Raw genomic sequence first — 21,810 nt, forward strand, 5'->3', positions numbered from 1 at the left:
GTTCATCCTGAGCCAGGATCAAACTCTCCAATAAAGTTAGTTTGTCTAGCATCTAAAATAAAAATTGACGTTTCACGTTGTTTGTTTCGTTTAGTTTTCAAAGTTCAATATCGCGTTTCAGCGACTTTTATAATATATCATAGTATATTATTTTCGTCAACAAGTTTTTTCGATAAGTTGTATCTCTCATTTGCTGACTCTGCCTATTATATAGGCTTTCTCTTCCCTATGCAAGTATTATTATAAAAAAATAAAGAGAGGGAAAATCCCCTCTCTTATTCTTCTGAAGAAACCTCTTCACTCGTTTCTTCCTCTTCATCTTTTTGTGCTTTTGCTACCGTCGCTACCTCTTGGTCTTCCTCTAATCGAATTAGACGAACACCTTGTGTATTACGTCCCATTTGAGAGATTTGATCAACTGGCATACGAATAATAACGCCTGCCGCTGTAATTAACATAATATCTTCTTCACCTGTAACAGATTTAACAGCTACTAATTTACCGTTCTTATCTGTAATGTTACAAGTTTTCAGACCTTTACCACCGCGACTTTGCAGACGGTATTCATCAATCGGTGTACGCTTTCCGTAACCATTTTTCGTTACAATTAGAACATTTACATCCTCTTCGACAATTTCCATACCTACAACTTGGTCTTCATCGCCCAACGTAATAGCTTTAACACCTGCAGCATTACGTCCCATAGAACGAACATCTTGTTCATTGAAACGAATTAGCATACCGTTACTTGTCCCGACAATAATATCCTTATCACCCGATGTTAAACGTACAGATATTACCTCATCCTCTTCACGAAGAGAAATTGCAATTAAACCATTTGTACGTATATTTGCAAATGATGAAAGTGGCGTTCTCTTAGAAACCCCTTGTTTTGTCGTAAAGAATAAGAACTGATCGTCACCAAATTCACGAATTGGAATAATAGCGTTAATCCACTCACCCTTATCTACCCCTAATAGGTTAATAATTGGTAGTCCTTTTGCAGTACGACTATACTCTGGAATTTCATATCCTTTCGTACGGTATACTTTACCCTTGTTTGTAAAGAATAAAATATGATCATGAGTAGACGTTGTTAATAAATGTTCAACAAAGTCATCATCATTTGTACCCATTCCTTGCACACCACGTCCCCCACGGTTCTGTGTTTTGTACGTAGAAGCTGGTAACCTCTTAATATAACCGTTATGAGTTAACGTAATCGCAATGTTTTGTTCAGGAATTAAATCTTCATCTTCAATAAATTCCATACCGCCAATTGTAATTTCTGTTCGTCTCTTATCATTGAAACGCTCTTTTACTTCTGTTAATTCTTCACGAATAATCTCAAGAACTTTTTCTTCATCTGCTAAAATCGCTTTTAATTCAGCAATTAACTTCATTAAGTCTTGATATTCTTGCTCAATTTTTTCACGTTCTAATCCAGTTAAACGTTGCAGACGCATATCTAAAATCGCTTGCGCTTGTTTCTCACTTAAACCAAAACGTTCCATTAAGCCTTGCTTGGCAATATCTGCCGTTTTTGAACTACGAATTAACGTAATAACTTCATCAAGATGATCTAAAGCAATTCGTAATCCTTCTAAAATATGAGCACGTGCTTCTGCTTTTTCTAATTCATAAGCAGTACGTCTACGAATTACTACCTTCTGATGCTCTAAATAATGATATAGATTTTGTTTTAAATTTAGTACTTGTGGCTCCCCATTTACAAGAGACAACATATTAATACCGAAACTTGTTTGAAGCGCTGTATGTTTATATAGATTGTTTAATAGTACGTTTGCATTAGCATCACGACGTACTTCCATGACAATACGCATACCATTACGATCTGATTCATCACGTAAATCTGTAATACCTTCAATTTTCTTATCGCGAACTAATTCTGCGATTTTTTCAATTAATCGTGCCTTATTAACTTGATAAGGTAGTTCAGTTACGATAATAGATTGTTTACCGTTTGACTTCTCTTCAATTTCAACCTTAGCACGAAGCATAATGGAACCGCGACCTGTTTCATAAGCTCTTCGAATTCCACTTCTTCCTAAAATTAAACCTGCCGTCGGAAAGTCTGGACCGGGAATATATTCCATTAATTCCGCGATAGTAATATCAGGATTATGACTTAATGCCAGCACACCATCAATTACTTCGCCAAGCTGATGCGGCGGTATATTTGTTGCCATACCAACAGCAATACCTGTTGTACCGTTTACTAATAAATTAGGGAAACGCGCTGGTAGTACTATCGGTTCTCTTTCGGAACCATCATAGTTATCTTGATAATCAATTGTATTTTTTGAAATATCACGTATTAATTCCATAGAAATCTTAGACATTCTTGCCTCTGTATAACGCATTGCCGCTGCTGAATCTCCATCTACAGAACCGAAGTTACCATGCCCATCTACAAGCATATAACGTTGACTAAAATCTTGCGCCATACGTACCATTGTTTCATAAACGGCTGAATCACCATGAGGGTGATACTTACCGATTACTTCACCGACAATACGTGCTGATTTCTTATACGCTTTATCAGCTGTAATTCCTAAATCATTCATCGCATATAAAACCCTACGATGCACAGGTTTTAATCCATCACGAACATCTGGTAATGCACGAGATACGATAACACTCATTGCGTAATCTAAAAATGAGGTACGCATTTCATGACTAATATTAATTTCTCGAATTCGTGCTTGTTGTTGATTGTCTGACATCAACGAGCACCTCCTCTTACATTTCCGTTACACATACATTGATTTATATGTAGAAGACAGGAATACTTAGATTCCTGTCATTACTCATTTAAATATCAAGGTTCTTCACGTATTTTGCATTCTCTTGGATAAAGTTACGACGTGGCTCTACTTTATCTCCCATTAAAATTTCAAATGTTTCGTCTGCTTCAATTGCATCTTGAAGGGAAACTTGAAGTAATGAACGTACTTCTGGGTCCATTGTCGTCTCCCATAGCTGAGTTGGATTCATTTCCCCTAGACCTTTATAACGCTGAATCCCTGGCTTAGGTTGGGCCGGTAATTCTGCTAAGATTTTTTCAAGTTCCTTATCGTTGTAAGCATATTGAATTTTTTTACCTTGTTGTATTTTAAACAACGGCGGCTGTGCAATATAGATATAACCACACTCAATTATTTGACGCATATAACGATAGAAGAACGTTAATAATAGGGTACGAATATGTGCACCATCAACATCGGCATCGGTCATAATAATAACTTTATGATAGCGTGCTTTTTCAATATCGAAGTCTCCACCAATATTTGTACCGATCGCCGTAATAATTGTACGAACTTCATCATTTGATAAAATCTTATCTAAGCGTGCCTTTTCCACATTAATAATTTTACCCTTCAGCGGTAAAATTGCTTGGAAATGACGATCGCGTCCTTGTTTTGCAGATCCACCCGCAGAGTCACCCTCTACGATGTAAATTTCACTAATTGCTGGATCTTTCGAAGAGCAATCAGCTAATTTACCAGGTAAACTTGAAACTTCTAACGCACTCTTTCGACGTGTCAATTCACGCGCTTTTTTCGCAGCTACACGTGCACGTGCAGCCATCGTACCTTTTTCTACAATTTTTCGCGCTACATTAGGATTTTCTAGTAAGAACTTTTCAAACGCCTCTGAGAATACAGACTCTGTAATTGTTCTCGCTTCACTATTCCCAAGTTTTGTCTTCGTTTGTCCTTCAAATTGTGGATTTGGATGCTTGATTGATACAATTGCTGTTAAACCTTCACGAACATCCTCACCAGTTAAATTACTGTCCGCATCTTTTAAAATGCTATTTTTACGACCATAGTCGTTGATTACACGAGTTAAAGCTGTTTTAAAACCTACCTCATGTGTACCACCTTCATACGTATGGATGTTATTCGTAAATGAGTAAATATTATTTGTGTATCCCTCGTTATATTGAAGAGAAACCTCAACCTGAATACCATCTTTTGAACCTTCTACGTACACAGGCTCTTCATGAATCGGTTGTTTTGAGCGATTTAAATGCTCAACGTATGATTTAATTCCACCTTCGTAATGGAATTCTTTCTTTTGCTTATGTTCACGTTTATCTTCAATTGTTAATTTAATATTACGATTTAAAAACGCTAATTCACGCATACGAGTTGCTAACGTATCAAAATCGTATACTGTTGTTTCTTGGAAAATTTCCGGATCTGGTTTAAATCGAGTTATTGTTCCTGTTTGATCTGTGTCACCAATGACTTTTAAATCCGCAACCGGAATACCTCTTTCGTATTTTTGGTAATGGATTTTACCTTCACGATGTACAAATACTTCTAATTCTGTTGATAGAGCATTTACAACCGATGCCCCAACACCATGTAAACCACCAGAAACTTTATAACCGCCACCGCCAAATTTACCACCGGCGTGGAGAACAGTCATAATAACTTCTACAGCTGGACGTCCCATTTTTTCTTGTATACCAACCGGAATACCACGCCCATTATCCGTTACACGAATACTATTATCTTCTTCGATACTAACATTAATTTCATCACAATAACCTGCAAGTGCTTCATCAATACTATTATCTACGATTTCCCACACAAGATGGTGAAGCCCTTTTCCACTTGTAGATCCAATATACATACCAGGGCGTTTCCGAACTGCCTCTAGTCCTTCAAGCACCTGTATCTGACTTTCATCATATGCATTTTCTTGCATTTGCTTTTGTTCCATTGACACAAAGATCACCTACTTTTTCATTTAAACAGGGGTTATTCCCTATCTATTTCACAATCTACAGTGCCGTTCGTTACATGAATTGTTTTCGCTTCTTTTAATGTTTCGTGTTCAATTCCGTCGACACTCGTCGTTGTAACAAATGTTTGCACTTTTCCTTGAATTGTATTTAAAAGATGTGATTGACGATAATCATCTAATTCTGATAAAACATCATCCAACAAAAGGATTGGATATTCTTTAACCTCTGAATAAATCAATTCAATTTCAGCTAATTTTAGGGATAGTGCGGTCGTTCGTTGTTGTCCTTGCGAACCAAAGACTTGAACATTTTTACTATTAACGAAGAATTGTAAATCATCACGATGAGGACCAATTAAAGTCGTACCACGGAAAATTTCACGTTGTTTCACAGATTGAAAACTTTCATAGTATACTTCTTTTATTTTCGACAAATCCATTGATTCTGATACATCTACACTTGGTTTATAGACAATTTCTAACTCTTCTAATCCACGGCTTATACCTCGATGAATTGGAGCTGCCCATTCCTGTAGCAAATGCAAAAATTCAAAACGTTTTTGCAGTATCTTCGCACCATGCTCAATTAGTTGAAGTGTAAATACATCCAACATCGTTTCCTCATTCTTACTATTCCCTTGCATTTTTTTCAACAAATGATTTCGTTGCGTGAGCACCTTTTGATATTGACTTAATTCATACAAATATACAGGAGCTATTTGTCCTAATTCCATATCTAAAAAGCGTCTTCTTACTTGAGGGCTTCCTTTTACAAGATTTAAATCTTCTGGGGCAAACATGACAACATTCATCACGCCAATATATTGACTTAACTTTCGTTGTTCAAGTTGATTTAATTTTGCCTTTTTACCTTTTTTCGAAATATTTAATTCCAAGGACAAAGAACTGTTTCTTTTTTGTAATTTCCCTTTTATTTGACCAAAATCTTCATCCCAGCGGATAAGTTCGCGATCATTAGAGGTTCTATGAGATTTCGCCATCGCTAAAACATAAATAGCTTCCATCAAGTTAGTTTTCCCTTGTGCATTTTCGCCGATAATTACATTTACCTTATCTTCAAAGGAAAGCTCTAATTTTTCATAATTGCGATAGTTTTTTAATTGTATTTCTGAAATAAACAAAGGGCTCCCCCTTTATGCCTGAACTTGGAAAGTTCCGCTTCCTGGAATTTCAATAACATCATTCGCATATAGTTTGCGACCTCTTCTATTTTCAAGTTCGTTGTTCACGTACACTTCATATTCTTGTAAAAACCATTTTACAGCGCCACCTGTATCAATTACATCAGCTAACTTTAAAAATTGTCCTAGTGTAATATACTCTGTTGAAATTTTAATACGTTTCATAAAATCGCTCACTTTCTGAAAGTGTTCATTCTTTCATTGTACTAAATAAACTAGCATTAGGAAAGTAATACCCAAAAATCAAATAAGGGCCACTAGCATCTTTAAACTAGCAACCCTTATTCCTTACCTAGTAAGTACGAACCGGTAAAATTAATTGAATAATTGAATCATCATTTACTGTACGAATTAAGAACGGTCTCATTGCCCCAGTAAAGCTAACTTTAATCTCTGTACTATCCAAAGCTTTTAATGCATCCATCATATATTTTGCACTAAAAGATATTTTTAACTCTTCTCCATCTACTTTTTCGCATTGTACTTCTTCGACAACTTTTCCGATTTCTGGTGAATTCGAAGAAATCTCTAGCATTTCTTGCTCTAAAGTTGATAATTTAACAACGTTATTGCGGCCATCTCTTGCTAATAGTGAAGCACGATCAATTGCTTGTAGGAATTCTTTTGTATTCACAAAAATATCCGTTTTACTCTCTGCCGGAATTAAACGTGTCGTATCAGGATAATTTCCTTCTAACAATCTTGAGAAGAATAATAAATGTTTTGTACGGAATAATACTTGATACTCCGTAATAACGATATCTACCATTTCTTCAGACTCATCTAAAATTTTACTTAATTCATTTAAGCTCTTACCTGGAATAACAACATTAGCTTGGAACTCATTTGCAATATTATGTCCTTCAATTTTTGCTTTTCTAAGTGCCAGTCTATGACTATCTGTTGCAATACAAGTTAACTCGCTGTTATATACCTTCCAGTTTACACCTGTCAAGATCGGTCTTGTTTCAGAAGTAGAAACTGCAAATACAGTTTGTCTGATCATATGTTTAAGTAAATCTGTTGGTATTTTAAATACATGATGTTCTTCAATCTGTGGCAGTAACGGATATTCTGCAGAATCTAAACCATTTAAGTTAAACTCTGATTTTCCAGATTTTATTTTTGTCATAAAATGATTTTCCACAGAAATTTCGACAGTGTCTTTAGGTAGTTTTTTTACAATCTCACTAAAATATTTTGCTTGTAAAACAATGCTTCCTGATTGAGCTATTTCTACGATTTCTTTTCCATCTTCTTCGACTGGAATAAACGATTCAATAGAAATATCAGCATCGCTTCCTGTTAATGTAACCCCTTCTTCAGTAGCTACAACTTTAATTCCCGTAAGGATGGGGATTGTTGTACGAGAAGAAACTGCCTTCATTACATCTTGTACACCTCTTACAAGATAGTCTTTTTGTATTGTAAAACGCATAAAGAAAAACCTCCGGTAAGTATAAGATTTTATTTAATTAATAAAGATAAAAAAATAGTAGTAATAGGGCTTGTGGATATGTGGATAACCTCTATAAAGGATGTAAAAACAGTCTATCTACATGTGGATAGACTGTGCGTAAAACAAGGTAAGTTATTCACACTATTCAGCTACTACTTTAAAATACCATTAATTTCTTCAACTTGCTTTTGTAATTGCGTATCGGTTTTTAGTAGTTTAGAGATTTTTTCATGGGCATGGATAACTGTTGTATGATCACGTCCACCAAATTCTTCACCTATTTTTGGTAAAGAGGAATCTGTAAGCTCGCGCGATAAATACATTGCAATTTGGCGAGGAAACGCAACTGATTTTGTACGTTTTTTCGCTTTAAAATCTTCTAATTTCACTTGATAAACATCCCCGACAGCTTTTTGAATATCATAAATAGAGATAATTTTCGGCTTAGAATTTGGAATAATATCTTTAAGTGCTTCAGCTGCTAAATCAGCATTAATATCTTTATTAATTAAAGATGAATAAGCTACAACTCGGATAAGTGCACCTTCTAATTCACGAATATTTGAATCAATTTGATTTGCGATATAAAGCATAACTTCATTTGGTATATCAAGCCCTTCAGCTTTTGCTTTTTTGCGTAAAATCGCAATTCGTGTTTCTAAATCTGGTGGCGTAATATCTGTAATAAGTCCCCATTCAAAGCGGGAACGAAGACGATCTTCTAAAGTCGGAATTTCTTTTGGTGGTCGATCACTAGAAATTACAATTTGTTTACTTTCTTCGTGTAATGCATTAAATGTATGGAAAAACTCTTCTTGAGTTTGTTCTTTTCCAGCAAGAAATTGAATATCATCTATCAATAAAACATCTACGTTGCGATATTTATTACGAAAATCAACAGCTTTATTATCACGAATAGAGTTAATAAATTCATTCGTGAATTTTTCTGATGATAAATATACAACTTTTGCATTTGGATTATGTTCAATTACATAATGACCAATCGCGTGCATTAAATGCGTCTTTCCAAGCCCAACTCCCCCGTAAATAAAGAGTGGATTATACGCTTTAGCTGGCGCCTCGGCTACAGCTAATGAAGCTGCATGGGCAAAACGGTTACCAGAACCGATAACAAATGTATCAAATGTATATTTTGGATTTAACATGCTCTGTGGTAAATGAGCTGAATCATCTTGTGCAGGATTCCGCTTAACTGGAGGAAGATCAATGTCCTCTTCAGCTTGACTTTGGGGAATAATAAAGCGAATTGCTAATTTTGCCCCTGTTAAATCGTATAGTGTTTCTGAAATTAGTTCTGAGTAATGAGATTCTAGCCAGTCACGAGCAAATTCATTTGGAGCTGTAATCGTTAATACGTCTTTCTTCAAGTTATGAGCCGTTGTTGATTTTAACCATGTCTCATAACTAGGCTTGCTTACCTTTTTTTCTAATTCTTTTAAGGCACTATTCCATAAATCAGAGATATTTTCCAAAGGTGTCCCTCCTTTACTAAGATGGTAAAAGAATAAGGTTGCGCAACAAATGTACAACCCAATAAATATAAAATGTATATTTATACGAAACGTATTTTTAAACCTAAAAACGTCGTTTGTATATGAGATAGGGTTTTCGACAAAAAAAGCAAATGTGGACAACTATTTACCCACATGTGATTAAAACTGTCCACATGTTATGCACAAATTGTGGATAAGATAAAGGTGTGAAAAACTTATTCAAAGTGAAAACACAACTATAATATCAAAAAAAAGTGGCTATAGCAATGAATTTAAGAAAGTTATCCACAAAATCAATACCTTGTGGAATAAACTTGTCCACAACACGATATACTGTGTAAAAGTGTGAAAAAAGTTTGTGGATATAAAAAACGTAAAAAAACATTTATCCACAAGGAAATATAGATGCTGTGAAAAAGTATGTGAATAGGTTCAAAATGAATATTTGATGAAAATTTCTAGAACCATTGACATTTTCCTAGTTGATTAACTATAATTTGTAGGACTGTCTTTAACAGATATTCCTCAGGGAGGTGTCATATAATGAAAAGAACTTACCAACCAAATAAACGTAAGCGCAGCAAAGTACATGGTTTCCGCAGCCGTATGAGCACAGCGAACGGACGTAAAGTGCTAGCAGCTCGTCGTCGTAAAGGAAGAAAAGTATTATCTGCGTAGACCACTGATCGTTCAGTGGTCTTTTTTTCTAATAATAGTGAATTTCCGCTGATGAAATACAGGAGTGTCAATTGATATGAAGAAAAAACATCGTATAAAGAAGAATGATGAATTCCAGGCGGTTTTTCAAAAAGGAAAATCAAATGCGAATCGTCAGTTTGTTGTATACCAATTAGATAAAGAAGAACAGCCAAACTTTCGCATCGGCCTTTCTGTTAGCAAGAAAATAGGAAATGCAGTAGTTCGTAATCGAATTAAGCGCATGGTCCGTCAGGCTATTACAGAGTTAAAAGATGAGATAGCTTCTGGAAAAGATTTTGTTATAATAGCAAGGAAGCCTTGTGCAGAGATGACATATGAAGAAGTAAAGAAAAGCTTAATTCATGTCTTTAAACGCTCTGGTATGAAAAGAATAAAAAAGTAGCGTAAGGAAATGAATTACACTATATACATACCGATACAAGGAGGAGTAGGCTTTGAAAAAGAAATTAGGTTTACTAGCCATGGTCGTTGCATTAATGGCGATTGCCACCGGTTGTAGTGAAACGGGTCAGCCGATTACATCGAAAAGTACTGGGATTTGGAATGAATATTTCGTATATCCGCTTTCTCAGTTAATCACGTATTTTGCCGACTTATTTAACAGTAATTATGGTTTAGCAATTGTTATTACAACTCTTATCATTCGTTTTGCGTTATTACCACTAATGATTAAACAAACGAAGAGTACGAAAGCGATGCAAGCGTTACAACCGGAAATGGTGAAGTTAAAAGAGAAATATAGCTCTAAAGATCAAGCGACACAGCAAAAACTGCAGCAAGAAATGATGCAGTTATATCAAAAAAATGGTGTAAATCCATTAGCTGGTTGTTTACCAATCTTTATTCAAATGCCAATTCTGTTCGCTTTTTATCATGCAATTATGAGAACAGCTGAAATTAAACAACATAGTTTCTTATGGTTCGATTTAGGACATGCAGACCCGTTCTATATCTTACCGGTCGTTGCAGCAATTACGACATTTATTCAGCAAAAGCTTGCAATGGCAGGAACAGCTGGTCAAAATCCGCAAATGGCAATGATGCTTTGGCTTATGCCGATTATGATTTTAATCTTTGCAATTAACTTCCCAGCCGCATTATCACTTTACTGGGTTGTTGGTAATATCTTTGGTATTGCTCAAATGTACTTTATCAAAGGGCCAGAAATTAAGGCTAGCAAAGCTGGAGGCTCAAGCAAGTGAGTGTAATTACTGCTAAAGGACAAACAGTCGAGCTGGCAGTAGAGGATGCTTTAAGGCAATTAAATACATCAAAAGATCGAGTAGATATAAATATTGTCGATGAGGGTAAAAGAGGATTCTTAGGTTTATTTGGGAATCGTCCTGCAGTAGTAGAAGTTGTATTGAAGAAAGATCCAATTCAAGAATGTGAAGAATATTTAAGAAATGTTATTCACGATATGGGTGTGGAAGTTGAGATTAGTAAAATTGTAAAAGGACGCGAAATTGAATTTACAATTTCTGGTGATAATGTAGGTGTTTTAATTGGGAAAAGAGGTAATACATTGAACTCTTTACAGTATTTAACAAAACTTGTCGCGAATCGTAACACGAAGCAGTATATCGGTATTACACTAGATGCTGAAAATTATCGTAGTAAAAGAAAAAGTACGTTAGAATCACTTTCTTATCGATTAGCGAAACAAGTATTTAATACGAAAAAAAGAGTTATTTTAGAACCGATGCCATCTTTTGAACGAAAAATTATTCATCAGGCATTATCAAATCATCAAGGTATCAATACAACTTCTGAAGGAAATGAACCACATCGGCATGTTGTAATATCTCCTAAATGACCGGTTGCTCAAATGAGTGCCGGTTTTTTTGAGCGAAAAATAGATGTGGATAACTAAAAAACACTAAACTTATCCACTGTGAATAAGTTTAGTGTTTTTTACATGGGGATATAATAAAATGAGTTATTCTTCTTTTGTAGATAGGTTCGTTATGGTATCCTAATAATTTAGTGAAAGAAATAATCATGTTGAAATAGAGATAAATAAGCAAGTGAGGTGAAAGGACATGGAATTTGATACAATTGCTGCGATTTCCACAGCGCTTGGAGAGGGTGCAATTGCCATTGTTCGAGTAAGTGGGGATGATGCGGTTGAGAAAGTTAATCGTATTTTTAAGGGGAAGGATTTAACAGAGGTTCCTTCTCACACTATTCATTATGGTCATATTGTTGATTTAGATACAAATCAAGTTATTGAAGAAGTTATGGTGTCTATTATGCGCGCACCAAGGACTTTTACACGTGAAAATATAGTGGAAATTAACTGTCACGGTGGACTTGTTTCAGTAAATAAAGTATTGCAACTTATTCTAGCACAAGGAGTACGATTGGCAGAACCGGGCGAATTTACAAAACGTGCTTTTTTAAATGGACGTATCGATTTATCACAAGCAGAAGCTGTTATGGATTTGATTCGAGCAAAAACAGATCGTGCGATGAATGTAGCAATTAATCAAATGGAAGGGCGATTATCTAAATTAATTGGTCTTTTGCGTCAAGAAATATTAGAAACATTAGCTCATGTTGAGGTAAATATAGATTATCCAGAATACGATGATGTAGAAGAGATGACACATAATATTTTAATTGAGAAAGCGACGCATGTTCGTTCGGAAATCGAAAAAATATTAGAAACATCAAAACAAGGGAAAATTTTACGGGAGGGTATTGCTACAGCAATTATCGGTAGACCTAACGTTGGGAAATCATCGTTATTAAATAGTCTTGTTCAGGAGAAAAAGGCAATTGTAACTGATATTGCAGGAACAACTCGTGATGTTATTGAAGAGTACGTTAACGTGCGTGGTGTACCTCTTAAACTTATAGATACAGCCGGTATTCGGGAGACAGAAGATGTTGTTGAACGAATTGGTGTGGAACGTTCAAAAGAAATGATGAGCCAAGCGGATTTAGTATTAGTTGTTGTCAACTATAGCGAGGCTTTAACAAATGAGGATGAAGATCTATTCCGTGCGGTACAAGGAAAAGACTTTATTGTTATTGTGAATAAGACTGATTTACCGCAAGCGATTGATATGGAACGTGTTACAGAGTTAGCCGCGGGAAATCGTGTTATTACAACATCCTTAATTGAAGAACAAGGAATAGATGAACTCGAAAAGGCAATAGCTGATTTATTCTTTGAAGGAACAATCGATTCTGCAGATATGACATATGTTTCTAATGCGAGACATATTGGATTATTAACACAAGCAGGAAAAACAATCGGTGATGCAGTTGAGGCGATTGAAAATGGTGTACCAATTGATATGGTACAAATTGATTTAACAAGAACGTGGGAAATACTTGGTGAAATTACTGGGGACACAGTGCATGAAAGCTTAATTGACCAGTTGTTCTCTCAATTTTGTTTAGGAAAATAATATAGTGAAGTTGTAGAAAGATAGAGATTATTAGGAGGAATAAACAATGGGATACAATGCCGGTTCATACGATGTCATAGTAATCGGTGCAGGTCATGCAGGATGTGAAGCTGGTCTTGCGGCAGCACGAATGGGCTCAAAAACATTAATGTTAACAATTAACTTGGATATGGTAGCATTCATGCCATGTAACCCTTCTGTTGGTGGACCAGCAAAAGGGATTGTTGTTCGTGAAATTGATGCATTAGGCGGAGAAATGGGACGTAATATTGATAAAACTCATATTCAAATGCGTATGCTAAATACAGGTAAGGGACCAGCCGTACGTGCACTTCGAGCGCAAGCTGATAAATTCTCTTACCAACATGAATTAAAGAAAACAATTGAAGAAACACCAAACTTAACGTTGTTCCAAGGAATGGTAGAGCGTTTAATTGTTGAAGAAGGTGTATGTAAAGGGGTAGTTACACAAGCTGGTGCAGAATATACAGCAAAAACAGTTGTAATTACAACTGGAACATTTTTACGTGGCGAGATTATCATGGGCGACTTAAAATATTCAAGCGGTCCAAATAACCAGCAACCGTCTATTACATTATCTGAGCATTTAGAGGAGCTTGGATTTGATCTTGTAAGATTTAAAACAGGGACACCTCCTCGTGTAAACAGTAATACAATTGACTACAGTAAAACAGAAATTCAACCAGGTGATGATAAGCCACGTGCGTTCTCTTTTGAAACAACGAAATTTATTATGGATCAAATTCCATGTTGGTTGACATATACAAGTACAGAAACACACCGTTTAATAGATGAAAATTTACATCGTTCAGCTATGTATTCTGGTATGATTAAAGGAACAGGTCCTAGATACTGTCCTTCTATTGAAGACAAAGTAGTAAGATTTAATGATAAACCGCGTCATCAAATTTTCTTAGAGCCAGAAGGGCGTAATACACAAGAAGTATATGTACAAGGTTTATCCACAAGCTTACCAGAAGATGTACAACGTGACATGCTTAGAACAATTCCAGGCCTAGAAAATGTTGAAATGATGCGTACAGGTTATGCAATTGAATATGATGCAATTGTGCCAACACAACTATGGCCAACACTTGAAACGAAAAAGATTAAAAATTTATATACAGCAGGACAAATTAATGGAACTTCTGGTTACGAAGAGGCGGCCGGACAAGGGCTTATGGCTGGAATTAATGCAGCATGCCGCTCTTTAGGTAAAGAAGAAGTTGTTTTAGGTCGCGAGGATGCTTATATTGGTGTCTTAATTGATGATCTTGTAACGAAAGGTACAAATGAACCATATCGTTTATTAACGTCTCGTGCAGAATACCGTCTATTATTACGCCACGATAATGCTGATCTTCGTTTAACTGAAGTTGGTCGTAAAATTGGATTAATTAAAGAAGAGCGCTATGAGCGATTTACAAATAAAAAATTACAAATTGAACAGGAAAAGGAACGTTTAAGCAGCATTATTATTAAACCACGTCCTGAAGTTCAAGAATTAATTCGCAATATTGGCGGAAGTGAATTGAAAGATGGAATACGTGCAAGTGACTTATTACGTCGTCCAGAGATGACATATGAGCATATTCATCTTTTAGTACCAAGTGAAGTAGAATTAAGTGATGAAGTTAAAGCACAAGTTGAAATTCAGATTAAGTATGAAGGATATATTGAAAAATCTTTACAGCAAGTAGAGCGTATGAAGAAAATGGAGAATAAAAAAATCCCTGTAGATATTGATTATGATGCGATTTCTAGCATTGCTTCAGAAGCTAGACAGAAATTGAAAGATGTTCGTCCACTTTCAATGGGGCAGGCTTCACGTATTTCTGGCGTAAATCCAGCGGATATTTCCATTTTACTTGTGTATATAGAACAAGGAAAAATTGCACGCGTATCGAACCAATAAATAGTAAGGAGATATTGCTAGATGAACATAGAACAATTTCAATCTATGCTAGAAGAGAAGGGAATCACCCTCTCTTCTAGACAGTTAGAGCAGTTCAAAATCTACTTTGAAACATTAGTAGAGTGGAATGAAAAAATGAACTTAACGGCTATTACAGAAAAAGAAGAAGTATATTTAAAACACTTTTTTGATTCCATTACAGCTGCTTTTTATTATGATTTTTCAAAACCATTCTCAATTTGCGATGTTGGTGCAGGTGCTGGATTCCCAAGTATTCCTTTAAAAATTTGTTTCCCGCATTTAAAAATAACAATTGTAGATTCGTTGCAAAAACGTATTAATTTCTTAAATCACTTAGCACAAAAGTTAGAATTAAGTGATGTTGCATTTTGTCATGATCGTGCTGAAACATTTGGGAAAAAAGAAGGTGTACGTGAATCATACGATATTGTAATGGCACGTGCAGTTGCGCGTCTTTCTGTATTAAGTGAGCTATGTTTCCCGCTTGTAAAAGTTGGAGGAACATTCATTGCAATGAAAGGTGCAGCAGCAAACGAAGAAATTGAAAATGGTAAGTATGCTTTAGAGGTGCTAGGCGGAGAGTTAAAAGAGATGTCTACGTTCCAATTACCGTTTGAAGAGAGTGAACGTAATATTTTATTAATCGAGAAAAAGCGCAAGACACCAAAGAAATATCCACGCAAACCGGGAACACCCAATAAATTACCTATTGAAAAATAAATCTTATTAGACGTAAGATTAAATTATATAAATGAAAACGTAAATGTTTCATAGGAAACATTTTATGGAGAATAGTCAATAGGCCTAAAAGGTGGTGGAATATGTATGAAAAATACGTTTTCTCGTTTATTTGGCTTTGGAGATAAAGAGAGCGAATTCGAATTACAAGACGAAAGCCATGAAGAGATAGATAAAAAGGTATATGAAGAAATACAAGAAATTCCAATAGTAAATATTACCCCTAACCGTTATCAACCAAGAACAGTTTTTGATGATGCGCGTATTGATGAGCTAGCATTAACAATTCGTACACATGGACTTATTCAGCCGATTGTTGTAAGGCAATATGAGGATGATAAGTACGAGATTATTGCTGGAGAAAGACGTTTTCGCGCAGCAACAAAGTTAGGTTGGGAAAAGGTTCCTGCAATTATAAAGAACTTAAATGATACAGAGACAGCTTCTGTAGCTTTAATTGAAAACTTGCAACGTGAGGAACTAACGGCAATCGAGGAAGCTGTGGCATATCAAAAGCTGATTGAGTTACATAATTTAACACAAGAAGCATTGGCACAACGACTTGGAAAAGGACAATCTACAATCGCAAATAAGTTGCGATTGTTAAAGTTGCCTGAAGAAATAAAAAGTGCATTATTAGAAAAAAGCATTACAGAACGTCACGCCCGCGCTCTCATTCCTTTAAAAAATGAGGAATTACAACTGAAGGTTTTACAGGAAATTGTGGAGAAACAACTAAATGTAAAGCAAACAGAAGAACGAATTGCGAAGCTACTAGAGGAAGCGAAACCGAAGCGTAAGGCAAAGCAAAAAGCAGTAAGTCGAGATACGAGGATTGCTATGAATACAATTAGACAATCTTTACAAATGGTTACTGAAAGTGGTTTGAATGTTAATTCTGAGGAAGAAGAATTTGATGAGTACTATCAAATTACAATTAAAATTCCAAAGAAAAAATAATAATGACGTGCTAGAGACCTTATCCTATTGGAGAGGTCTCTTTTACTATATTTTCTTGTTAAATGAAGAAGGAGTTTAGAAATAAATTTTGAAGTTTAATAAAGGACGTAAAAGAAAAAGTTTTATTTCATGTTACAATAAACGTAATTGTTACTAGAATAAGATAGAAAGGTTGAAAGTAGGTGACATCATGGGAAAAATCATTGCTATTGCTAATCAAAAAGGCGGTGTTGGAAAAACAACAACATCTGTTAATTTAGGGGCTGGATTGGCACAAGTAGGTAAAAAAGTCCTTCTTGTAGATATTGATGCTCAAGGAAATGCAACGACTGGTGTGGGAATTGAAAAATCTGAATTAGATCAATGTATTTACAACGTTCTTGTGGAAGATGCAGATGTTCAAGGGGTTATACAGAAAACCGCAACTGAAAACTTAGATGTGCTACCCGCTACAATTCAATTAGCTGGTGCTGAAATTGAATTGGTACCGACTATTTCCCGGGAAGTACGTTTGCAAAGAGCATTACAGCCAGTTCGTGATGAATATGACTATATTATTATCGACTGTCCCCCATCTTTAGGGTTATTAACGATTAATGCATTAACAGCAGCAGATTCTGTTATTATTCCTGTACAGTGTGAATATTACGCACTAGAAGGGTTAAGTCAGCTATTAAATACAGTTCGACTTGTACAAAAACATTTAAATAAAAATTTAGCAATTCAAGGTGTATTGTTAACAATGTTGGATGCCCGTACAAATTTAGGAATCCAAGTTATAGATGAAGTGAAAAAGTATTTTAGGGATAAAGTATATCGCTCGATTATTCCGCGTAATGTACGCTTGAGCGAGGCTCCAAGTCATGGGAAACCTATTATGCAGTATGACGCTAAATCAAGAGGAGCAGAAGTATATATAGATTTAGCAGAGGAAGTGATTGCAGGTGGCTAAAGGATTAGGAAGAGGAATTAATGTGTTTTTTCCTGATTTAGATGTGAAAGAAGAGGAAACAATTCAGGAGATTCTTGTAACTGAATTAAGGCCGAATCCATATCAACCGCGTAAACACTTTAATAAAGAGGCGATTCAGGAATTAGCAATTTCGATTAAGGAACACGGTATTTTACAACCATTAATTGCTAGGAAGAGTATTAAAGGATATGAAATTGTTGCAGGTGAAAGACGATTTCGTGCTGCAAAAGAGGCTGGTTTAGAAAAAGTACCTGCCGTTGTCAGACAATTAACTGAACAGCAAATGATGGAATTTGCTTTGTTAGAAAACTTACAACGAGAAGATTTAAATCCTATGGAAGAGGCAATGGCATACCAGATGTTAATGAATGAGCTAAATGTAACGCAAGAACAATTAGCGAAACGTCTTGGTAAAAGCAGACCTTACATTGCAAATTATACTAGGTTATTAAGCCTACCTTCTTTCGTACAAGATATGATTGCAAATGGTCAACTTTCAATGGCTCATGGGAGAACTTTACTTACGATAAAAGATGAAGAACAATTGAAGTCCTTATTGAAACGCATTGAAAAAGAAGGATTAAATGTTCGTCAATTAGAGAAAATTGTCCAAGAGATTAATCAACACGTTTCACGTGAAACAAAAAAAGTGAAAAAAGAGCGAAATATATTTTTCGTAGAACGTGAAACGTTCTTAAGAGAAAAGTTTGGCACAGATGTGAAAATTAAAGAGACGAAAAAAGAAAAAGGTAAAATTGAAATTGAATTTTTTAATAAAGAAGATTTAAATCGTATTTTAGAACTATTAGCACAGAAAAATTAAAAAGCAAACCATCTTATTATTTATAGATGGTTTGCTTTTTTTAATGCGGATAATTTTTGATCCGTCTCTTTTATACTTTGTGCGATTACATCAGCCATTTTCATGACTAAACTTAATCTTGTATTTTGAAGAACGAAAAACTCCATAAACCCATTTAGATTGACGATACCGTGTATGTGCAAATCACCAACTGCAGGTAATTTCTTATTCATAGCAGCTCCAGGTTTACTAGGCCCCTTTCCAGTAGTGATTGATCCGATATTTTGGGACTTTCCTAAACATGCATCAACAGCAATTATAAATGCAGCAGGATTTTCTTTCTGTATATTCTGAATTTTCTCTTCTAAATTTAGCGCATGTACTGGCTCATCTAGTGTACCGAATACTTGGAGGTTTTGGATGTCTATTTGTTCAAGTTTTGTACCAACTAACGGGCCGAGGGCATCACCTGTAGAGCGATCTGTTCCGATACAAACGAGAATGATTGGTATATTAGTTTTAATAGGAATATGGGTAAGTAAGAAATTACTGATTATCTCAGAGGCTTCTAGATCTTGGTGCATAACGTTTTGAGTTTCTTTCTCAAAAAATGGTAAGCGAAAACTTCCAATATTCATGAAGCACCCATCCTTTTAATAAATTTTCAATATATGTTATATGGTGAGGAAAATGGAAAGTTATAATTGCGTAATTTTTGCAAAATGTGAATGAAAACGGAAATAATAGTACTAGTATATATATATTCGTTCCATTTTATACCTGGATATCGGGGATAAAATAGGATTAAAATCATAAAATTTTTTCAGCAATTAGGGGACTTCTGATACAATAATAAGGGTAACTAAAAAGAAATTTTAGCTAGAGAGGTAGAGGTACATGGATTTATTAGCGAAGTGGTTTAATTCTATGAAACAGTATTTATTAGATGCTGATCGTTGGGCTCATATTGGAGTTGCGACATTAAAAATATGCATTATTTTAATAATTGGTGCGGTTGTTGTGCGAATTGCAAGAGCGGTTGTACGAAATGCGTTTCGTATGGGAAGTCGTTCTCCAATTCAAATTTCAGAGCGTCGTACAGTTACAGTAGCGAAATTACTTGAAAATATTGTAGCGTACGTTGTTATGTTCATTATGCTAATTGCGATTTTAGGTGTGTTTGATATTAATGCATCAGGTTTATTAGCGGGTGCTGGGGTAATTGGTTTAGCAGTCGGATTTGGTGCTCAAAGTTTAGTGAAAGACGTTATTACAGGTTTATTTATTTTGTTAGAAGATCAGTTTTCAGTTGGCGATTATGTTAAAATCGGTCAATTTGAAGGAGTCGTTTTAGAAATTGGACTTCGTACAACGAAAGTAAAGAGTTGGACAGGTGAAATTCATACTTTACCAAATGGAAGTATTATTCAAGTTACTAACTACTCAGTTAGTAATAGTGTAGCGTTTGTTGATGTATCTATTTCATATGAGGCTGATATTGCGAAAGCAGAGCAGGTTATTGAAGATTTATTAGTAGAATTACCTTCAAAGTACGAAAAAATGGTAACAACGCCTCAATTATTAGGTGTGCAAACATTAGCTGCATCAGAAGTTATATTACGTGTTATTGCTGAAGTAGAACCGATGCAACATGCAGTTATTGCAAGGGCACTTCGTAAAGAGATTAAAAATCGTCTTGATTTACATGGAATTGAAATTCCATATCCGCGTATGGTTTTATATAATCGTGAAGAATTAGTTAGTGGAAAAGCAATTTAGTATGGAGAGGAGTTTGGAGAGTGGAGCAAAAGGAATATAACTTGTATGATGTTGTGGAAATGAAGAAAGCCCATCCATGTGGCGAGAATCGTTGGAAAATTATTCGTATGGGAATGGATATCCGCATTAAGTGCGAGGGGTGTGACCATTCAGTAATGATTCCTCGAAGAGAGTTTGATCGTAAGGTGAAAAAAATACTTGTGAAGCACGAAGAATAGAGGGAGAGTAACAGTTACAGTAGGTAACTGTTACTTTTTTTCGTTTGGCGGAAACTTGTCATTTTTTTCGTTACTATCTATAATGATGAAAGATTGAGACATAGGAGTGAAAAATATGGGATTAACGGCTGGGATTGTTGGATTACCTAACGTAGGGAAGTCCACTTTATTTAATGCAATTACACAAGCAGGAGCAGAATCTGCGAACTATCCATTCTGTACAATTGATCCAAACGTAGGGATTGTAGAAGTACCAGATGAGCGTTTAAATAAATTAACGGAACTAGTAGAACCGAAAAAGACTGTTCCGACTGTATTCGAGTTTACTGATATTGCAGGTATCGTAAAAGGTGCTAGTAAAGGTGAAGGTTTAGGAAATAAATTCTTATCTCACATTCGTCAAGTAGATGCAATTTGCCAAGTTGTTCGTTGTTTTGAAGACGAAAATATTACGCACGTTTCAGGGAAAGTAGATCCAATTGATGATATTGAAACAATCAATTTAGAGCTAATTTTAGCGGACTTAGAGTCTGTTGATAAGCGTATCGAGCGTGTCGCGAAATTAGCAAGACAAAAAGATAAAGAAGCGGTATATGAGCATGAAATTTTAGTTCGTTTAAAAGAAGCTTTTGAAGAGGGAAAACCAGCTCGTACTGTTGAATTTACAGAAGAGCAGATGAAGATTGTTAAAGGCCTTCATTTACTTACAACAAAAGAAATGTTATACGTAGCGAATGTAAGTGAAGACGATGTTATCGATCCTTCGGAAAATAAATACGTACAAATGGTAAAAGAATTTGCAGCAAATGAAAATTCTCAAGTAATCGTTGTATGTGCAAAAATCGAATCAGAAATCGCTGAATTAGACGAAGAAGAGAAAAAAGTATTCCTTGAAGAATTAGGAATTGAAGAGTCTGGTTTAGATCAATTAATTCGTGCAGCATATGACCTATTAGGACTTGCTACTTACTTTACAGCTGGCGTTCAAGAAGTACGTGCTTGGACATTTAAACAAGGAATGAAGGCACCACAATGTGCTGGTGTTATTCATACAGACTTTGAGCGTGGATTTATTCGTGCAGAAACAGTTTCTTACGATGACTTAATGACAAACGGTTCTATGACAGCTGCAAAAGAAGCTGGAAAAGTACGTTTAGAAGGAAAAGAATATATCGTAAAAGACGGAGATGTTATGCACTTCCGTTTTAACGTTTAATTTAATATTTCCTAGGAAAAATAAAGATATGAGCTTGGCAAATATATTATATGTTTGCCAAGTTTTTTATG

Annotated in this window: 21 protein-coding genes; 14 read left to right on the top strand and 7 right to left on the bottom strand. The window is 35.4% G+C overall.

Annotated features, from left to right (window positions below):
* On the top strand, window positions 1-246 hold a 246-nt coding region (locus MR169_RS22935; RefSeq protein WP_228245230.1), incomplete at its 5' end, for a hypothetical protein.
* 29 nt (window positions 247-275) lie between these two features.
* On the opposite strand, the gene gyrA is transcribed toward MR169_RS22935, so the two are convergent.
* The 6 genes from gyrA to dnaA all read right to left on the bottom strand — a co-directional run bounded on the left by gyrA (window position 276) and on the right by dnaA (window position 8,936).
* Window positions 276-2,747: a DNA gyrase subunit A gene (gene gyrA, locus MR169_RS22940; RefSeq protein ID WP_001282864.1), complete on the bottom strand. Its 2,472-nt coding sequence runs from the start codon at window positions 2,745-2,747 to the stop codon at window positions 276-278.
* Between the two features lie 88 nt (window positions 2,748-2,835).
* A complete protein-coding gene (gene gyrB, locus MR169_RS22945; RefSeq protein ID WP_000435982.1) occupies window positions 2,836-4,758 on the bottom strand; it encodes a DNA topoisomerase (ATP-hydrolyzing) subunit B in 1,923 nt (640 codons plus the stop codon).
* A 38-nt stretch (window positions 4,759-4,796) separates the two neighbouring features.
* Complete coding sequence (recF, locus tag MR169_RS22950; protein WP_044796543.1) at window positions 4,797-5,924, bottom strand: DNA replication/repair protein RecF; 1,128 nt, start codon at window positions 5,922-5,924, stop codon at window positions 4,797-4,799.
* Between the two features lie 12 nt (window positions 5,925-5,936).
* A complete protein-coding gene (gene yaaA / locus MR169_RS22955) occupies window positions 5,937-6,149 on the bottom strand; it encodes a S4 domain-containing protein YaaA (RefSeq protein WP_000821364.1) in 213 nt (70 codons plus the stop codon).
* 127 nt (window positions 6,150-6,276) lie between these two features.
* Window positions 6,277-7,422 (bottom strand): DNA polymerase III subunit beta, encoded by a 1,146-nt coding sequence (dnaN, locus tag MR169_RS22960; RefSeq protein WP_242320091.1) that lies wholly within the window; start codon window positions 7,420-7,422, stop codon window positions 6,277-6,279.
* Window positions 7,423-7,595: 173 nt separating this feature from the next.
* Entirely contained in the window at window positions 7,596-8,936 is a 1,341-nt protein-coding gene (dnaA, locus tag MR169_RS22965; RefSeq protein ID WP_000428018.1) for a chromosomal replication initiator protein DnaA, read from the bottom strand.
* 564 nt (window positions 8,937-9,500) lie between these two features.
* Between dnaA and rpmH the strand changes: the two genes are divergently transcribed.
* From rpmH to spo0J, 10 genes are all read left to right on the top strand, one after another.
* A complete protein-coding gene (gene rpmH / locus MR169_RS22970) occupies window positions 9,501-9,635 on the top strand; it encodes a 50S ribosomal protein L34 (RefSeq protein ID WP_000831901.1) in 135 nt (44 codons plus the stop codon).
* Between the two features lie 76 nt (window positions 9,636-9,711).
* The gene (gene rnpA / locus MR169_RS22975; RefSeq protein ID WP_000726619.1) at window positions 9,712-10,059 is read left to right on the top strand and encodes a ribonuclease P protein component; all 348 of its coding nucleotides are present in this window, start codon (window positions 9,712-9,714) and stop codon (window positions 10,057-10,059) included.
* A 52-nt stretch (window positions 10,060-10,111) separates the two neighbouring features.
* A complete protein-coding gene (gene spoIIIJ / locus MR169_RS22980) occupies window positions 10,112-10,879 on the top strand; it encodes a YidC family membrane integrase SpoIIIJ (protein ID WP_000727737.1) in 768 nt (255 codons plus the stop codon).
* Entirely contained in the window at window positions 10,876-11,493 is a 618-nt protein-coding gene (gene jag / locus MR169_RS22985; RefSeq protein WP_000111516.1) for an RNA-binding cell elongation regulator Jag/EloR, read from the top strand. Before spoIIIJ ends, jag begins: the two co-directional genes overlap by 4 nt.
* A 226-nt stretch (window positions 11,494-11,719) precedes the next feature.
* On the top strand, window positions 11,720-13,096 hold the full coding sequence (mnmE, locus tag MR169_RS22990; protein ID WP_000393769.1) for a tRNA uridine-5-carboxymethylaminomethyl(34) synthesis GTPase MnmE: 1,377 nt from the start codon (window positions 11,720-11,722) through the stop codon (window positions 13,094-13,096).
* 46 nt (window positions 13,097-13,142) lie between these two features.
* Entirely contained in the window at window positions 13,143-15,032 is a 1,890-nt protein-coding gene (gene mnmG / locus MR169_RS22995) for a tRNA uridine-5-carboxymethylaminomethyl(34) synthesis enzyme MnmG (protein ID WP_242320092.1), read from the top strand.
* 21 nt (window positions 15,033-15,053) lie between these two features.
* Window positions 15,054-15,773: a 16S rRNA (guanine(527)-N(7))-methyltransferase RsmG gene (gene rsmG / locus MR169_RS23000; protein ID WP_053513696.1), complete on the top strand. Its 720-nt coding sequence runs from the start codon at window positions 15,054-15,056 to the stop codon at window positions 15,771-15,773.
* A gap of 105 nt (window positions 15,774-15,878) precedes the next feature.
* A complete protein-coding gene (gene noc / locus MR169_RS23005) occupies window positions 15,879-16,751 on the top strand; it encodes a nucleoid occlusion protein (RefSeq protein WP_000799016.1) in 873 nt (290 codons plus the stop codon).
* Window positions 16,752-16,941: 190 nt separating this feature from the next.
* Entirely contained in the window at window positions 16,942-17,703 is a 762-nt protein-coding gene (gene soj, locus MR169_RS23010) for a sporulation initiation inhibitor protein Soj (protein WP_000516114.1), read from the top strand.
* A complete protein-coding gene (spo0J, locus tag MR169_RS23015; protein WP_001051832.1) occupies window positions 17,696-18,547 on the top strand; it encodes a stage 0 sporulation protein Spo0J in 852 nt (283 codons plus the stop codon). The genes soj and spo0J overlap by 8 nt, the downstream gene beginning before the upstream one ends.
* A 20-nt stretch (window positions 18,548-18,567) precedes the next feature.
* On the opposite strand, the gene yyaC is transcribed toward spo0J, so the two are convergent.
* Window positions 18,568-19,164 (bottom strand): spore protease YyaC, encoded by a 597-nt coding sequence (yyaC, locus tag MR169_RS23020; RefSeq protein ID WP_242320093.1) that lies wholly within the window; start codon window positions 19,162-19,164, stop codon window positions 18,568-18,570.
* A 259-nt stretch (window positions 19,165-19,423) separates the two neighbouring features.
* Here yyaC and MR169_RS23025 point away from each other — a divergent pair, with 259 nt between their 5' ends.
* The 3 genes from MR169_RS23025 (at window position 19,424) to ychF (ending at window position 21,739) form a co-directional block, all read left to right on the top strand.
* A complete protein-coding gene (locus tag MR169_RS23025; RefSeq protein WP_000364809.1) occupies window positions 19,424-20,305 on the top strand; it encodes a mechanosensitive ion channel family protein in 882 nt (293 codons plus the stop codon).
* Between the two features lie 20 nt (window positions 20,306-20,325).
* Window positions 20,326-20,523 (top strand): DUF951 domain-containing protein, encoded by a 198-nt coding sequence (locus MR169_RS23030; RefSeq protein ID WP_000435485.1) that lies wholly within the window; start codon window positions 20,326-20,328, stop codon window positions 20,521-20,523.
* Window positions 20,524-20,638: 115 nt separating this feature from the next.
* Window positions 20,639-21,739 (top strand): redox-regulated ATPase YchF, encoded by a 1,101-nt coding sequence (gene ychF, locus MR169_RS23035; protein WP_000524667.1) that lies wholly within the window; start codon window positions 20,639-20,641, stop codon window positions 21,737-21,739.
* Window positions 21,740-21,810: the final 71 nt, after the last annotated feature.

The sequence above is a fragment of the Bacillus cereus group sp. BfR-BA-01349 genome (genome assembly GCF_022663795.1).
GTDB lineage: Bacteria > Bacillota > Bacilli > Bacillales > Bacillaceae_G > Bacillus_A > Bacillus_A cereus.

Bases quoted from the DNA above. Each gene is read 5' to 3' on its own strand.
- gyrA (WP_001282864.1), bottom strand. From the start codon at position 2,747: ATGTCAGACAATCAACAACAAGCACGAATTCGAGAAATTAATATTAGT.
- gyrB (WP_000435982.1), bottom strand. From the start codon at position 4,758: ATGGAACAAAAGCAAATGCAAGAAAATGCATATGATGAAAGTCAGATA.
- yaaA (WP_000821364.1), bottom strand. From the start codon at position 6,149: ATGAAACGTATTAAAATTTCAACAGAGTATATTACACTAGGACAATTT.
- dnaN (WP_242320091.1), bottom strand. From the start codon at position 7,422: ATGCGTTTTACAATACAAAAAGACTATCTTGTAAGAGGTGTACAAGAT.
- rpmH (WP_000831901.1), top strand. From the start codon at position 9,501: ATGAAAAGAACTTACCAACCAAATAAACGTAAGCGCAGCAAAGTACAT.
- rnpA (WP_000726619.1), top strand. From the start codon at position 9,712: ATGAAGAAAAAACATCGTATAAAGAAGAATGATGAATTCCAGGCGGTT.
- mnmE (WP_000393769.1), top strand. From the start codon at position 11,720: ATGGAATTTGATACAATTGCTGCGATTTCCACAGCGCTTGGAGAGGGT.
- mnmG (WP_242320092.1), top strand. From the start codon at position 13,143: ATGGGATACAATGCCGGTTCATACGATGTCATAGTAATCGGTGCAGGT.
- rsmG (WP_053513696.1), top strand. From the start codon at position 15,054: ATGAACATAGAACAATTTCAATCTATGCTAGAAGAGAAGGGAATCACC.
- noc (WP_000799016.1), top strand. From the start codon at position 15,879: ATGAAAAATACGTTTTCTCGTTTATTTGGCTTTGGAGATAAAGAGAGC.
- soj (WP_000516114.1), top strand. From the start codon at position 16,942: ATGGGAAAAATCATTGCTATTGCTAATCAAAAAGGCGGTGTTGGAAAA.
- yyaC (WP_242320093.1), bottom strand. From the start codon at position 19,164: ATGAATATTGGAAGTTTTCGCTTACCATTTTTTGAGAAAGAAACTCAA.
- MR169_RS23025 (WP_000364809.1), top strand. From the start codon at position 19,424: ATGGATTTATTAGCGAAGTGGTTTAATTCTATGAAACAGTATTTATTA.
- ychF (WP_000524667.1), top strand. From the start codon at position 20,639: ATGGGATTAACGGCTGGGATTGTTGGATTACCTAACGTAGGGAAGTCC.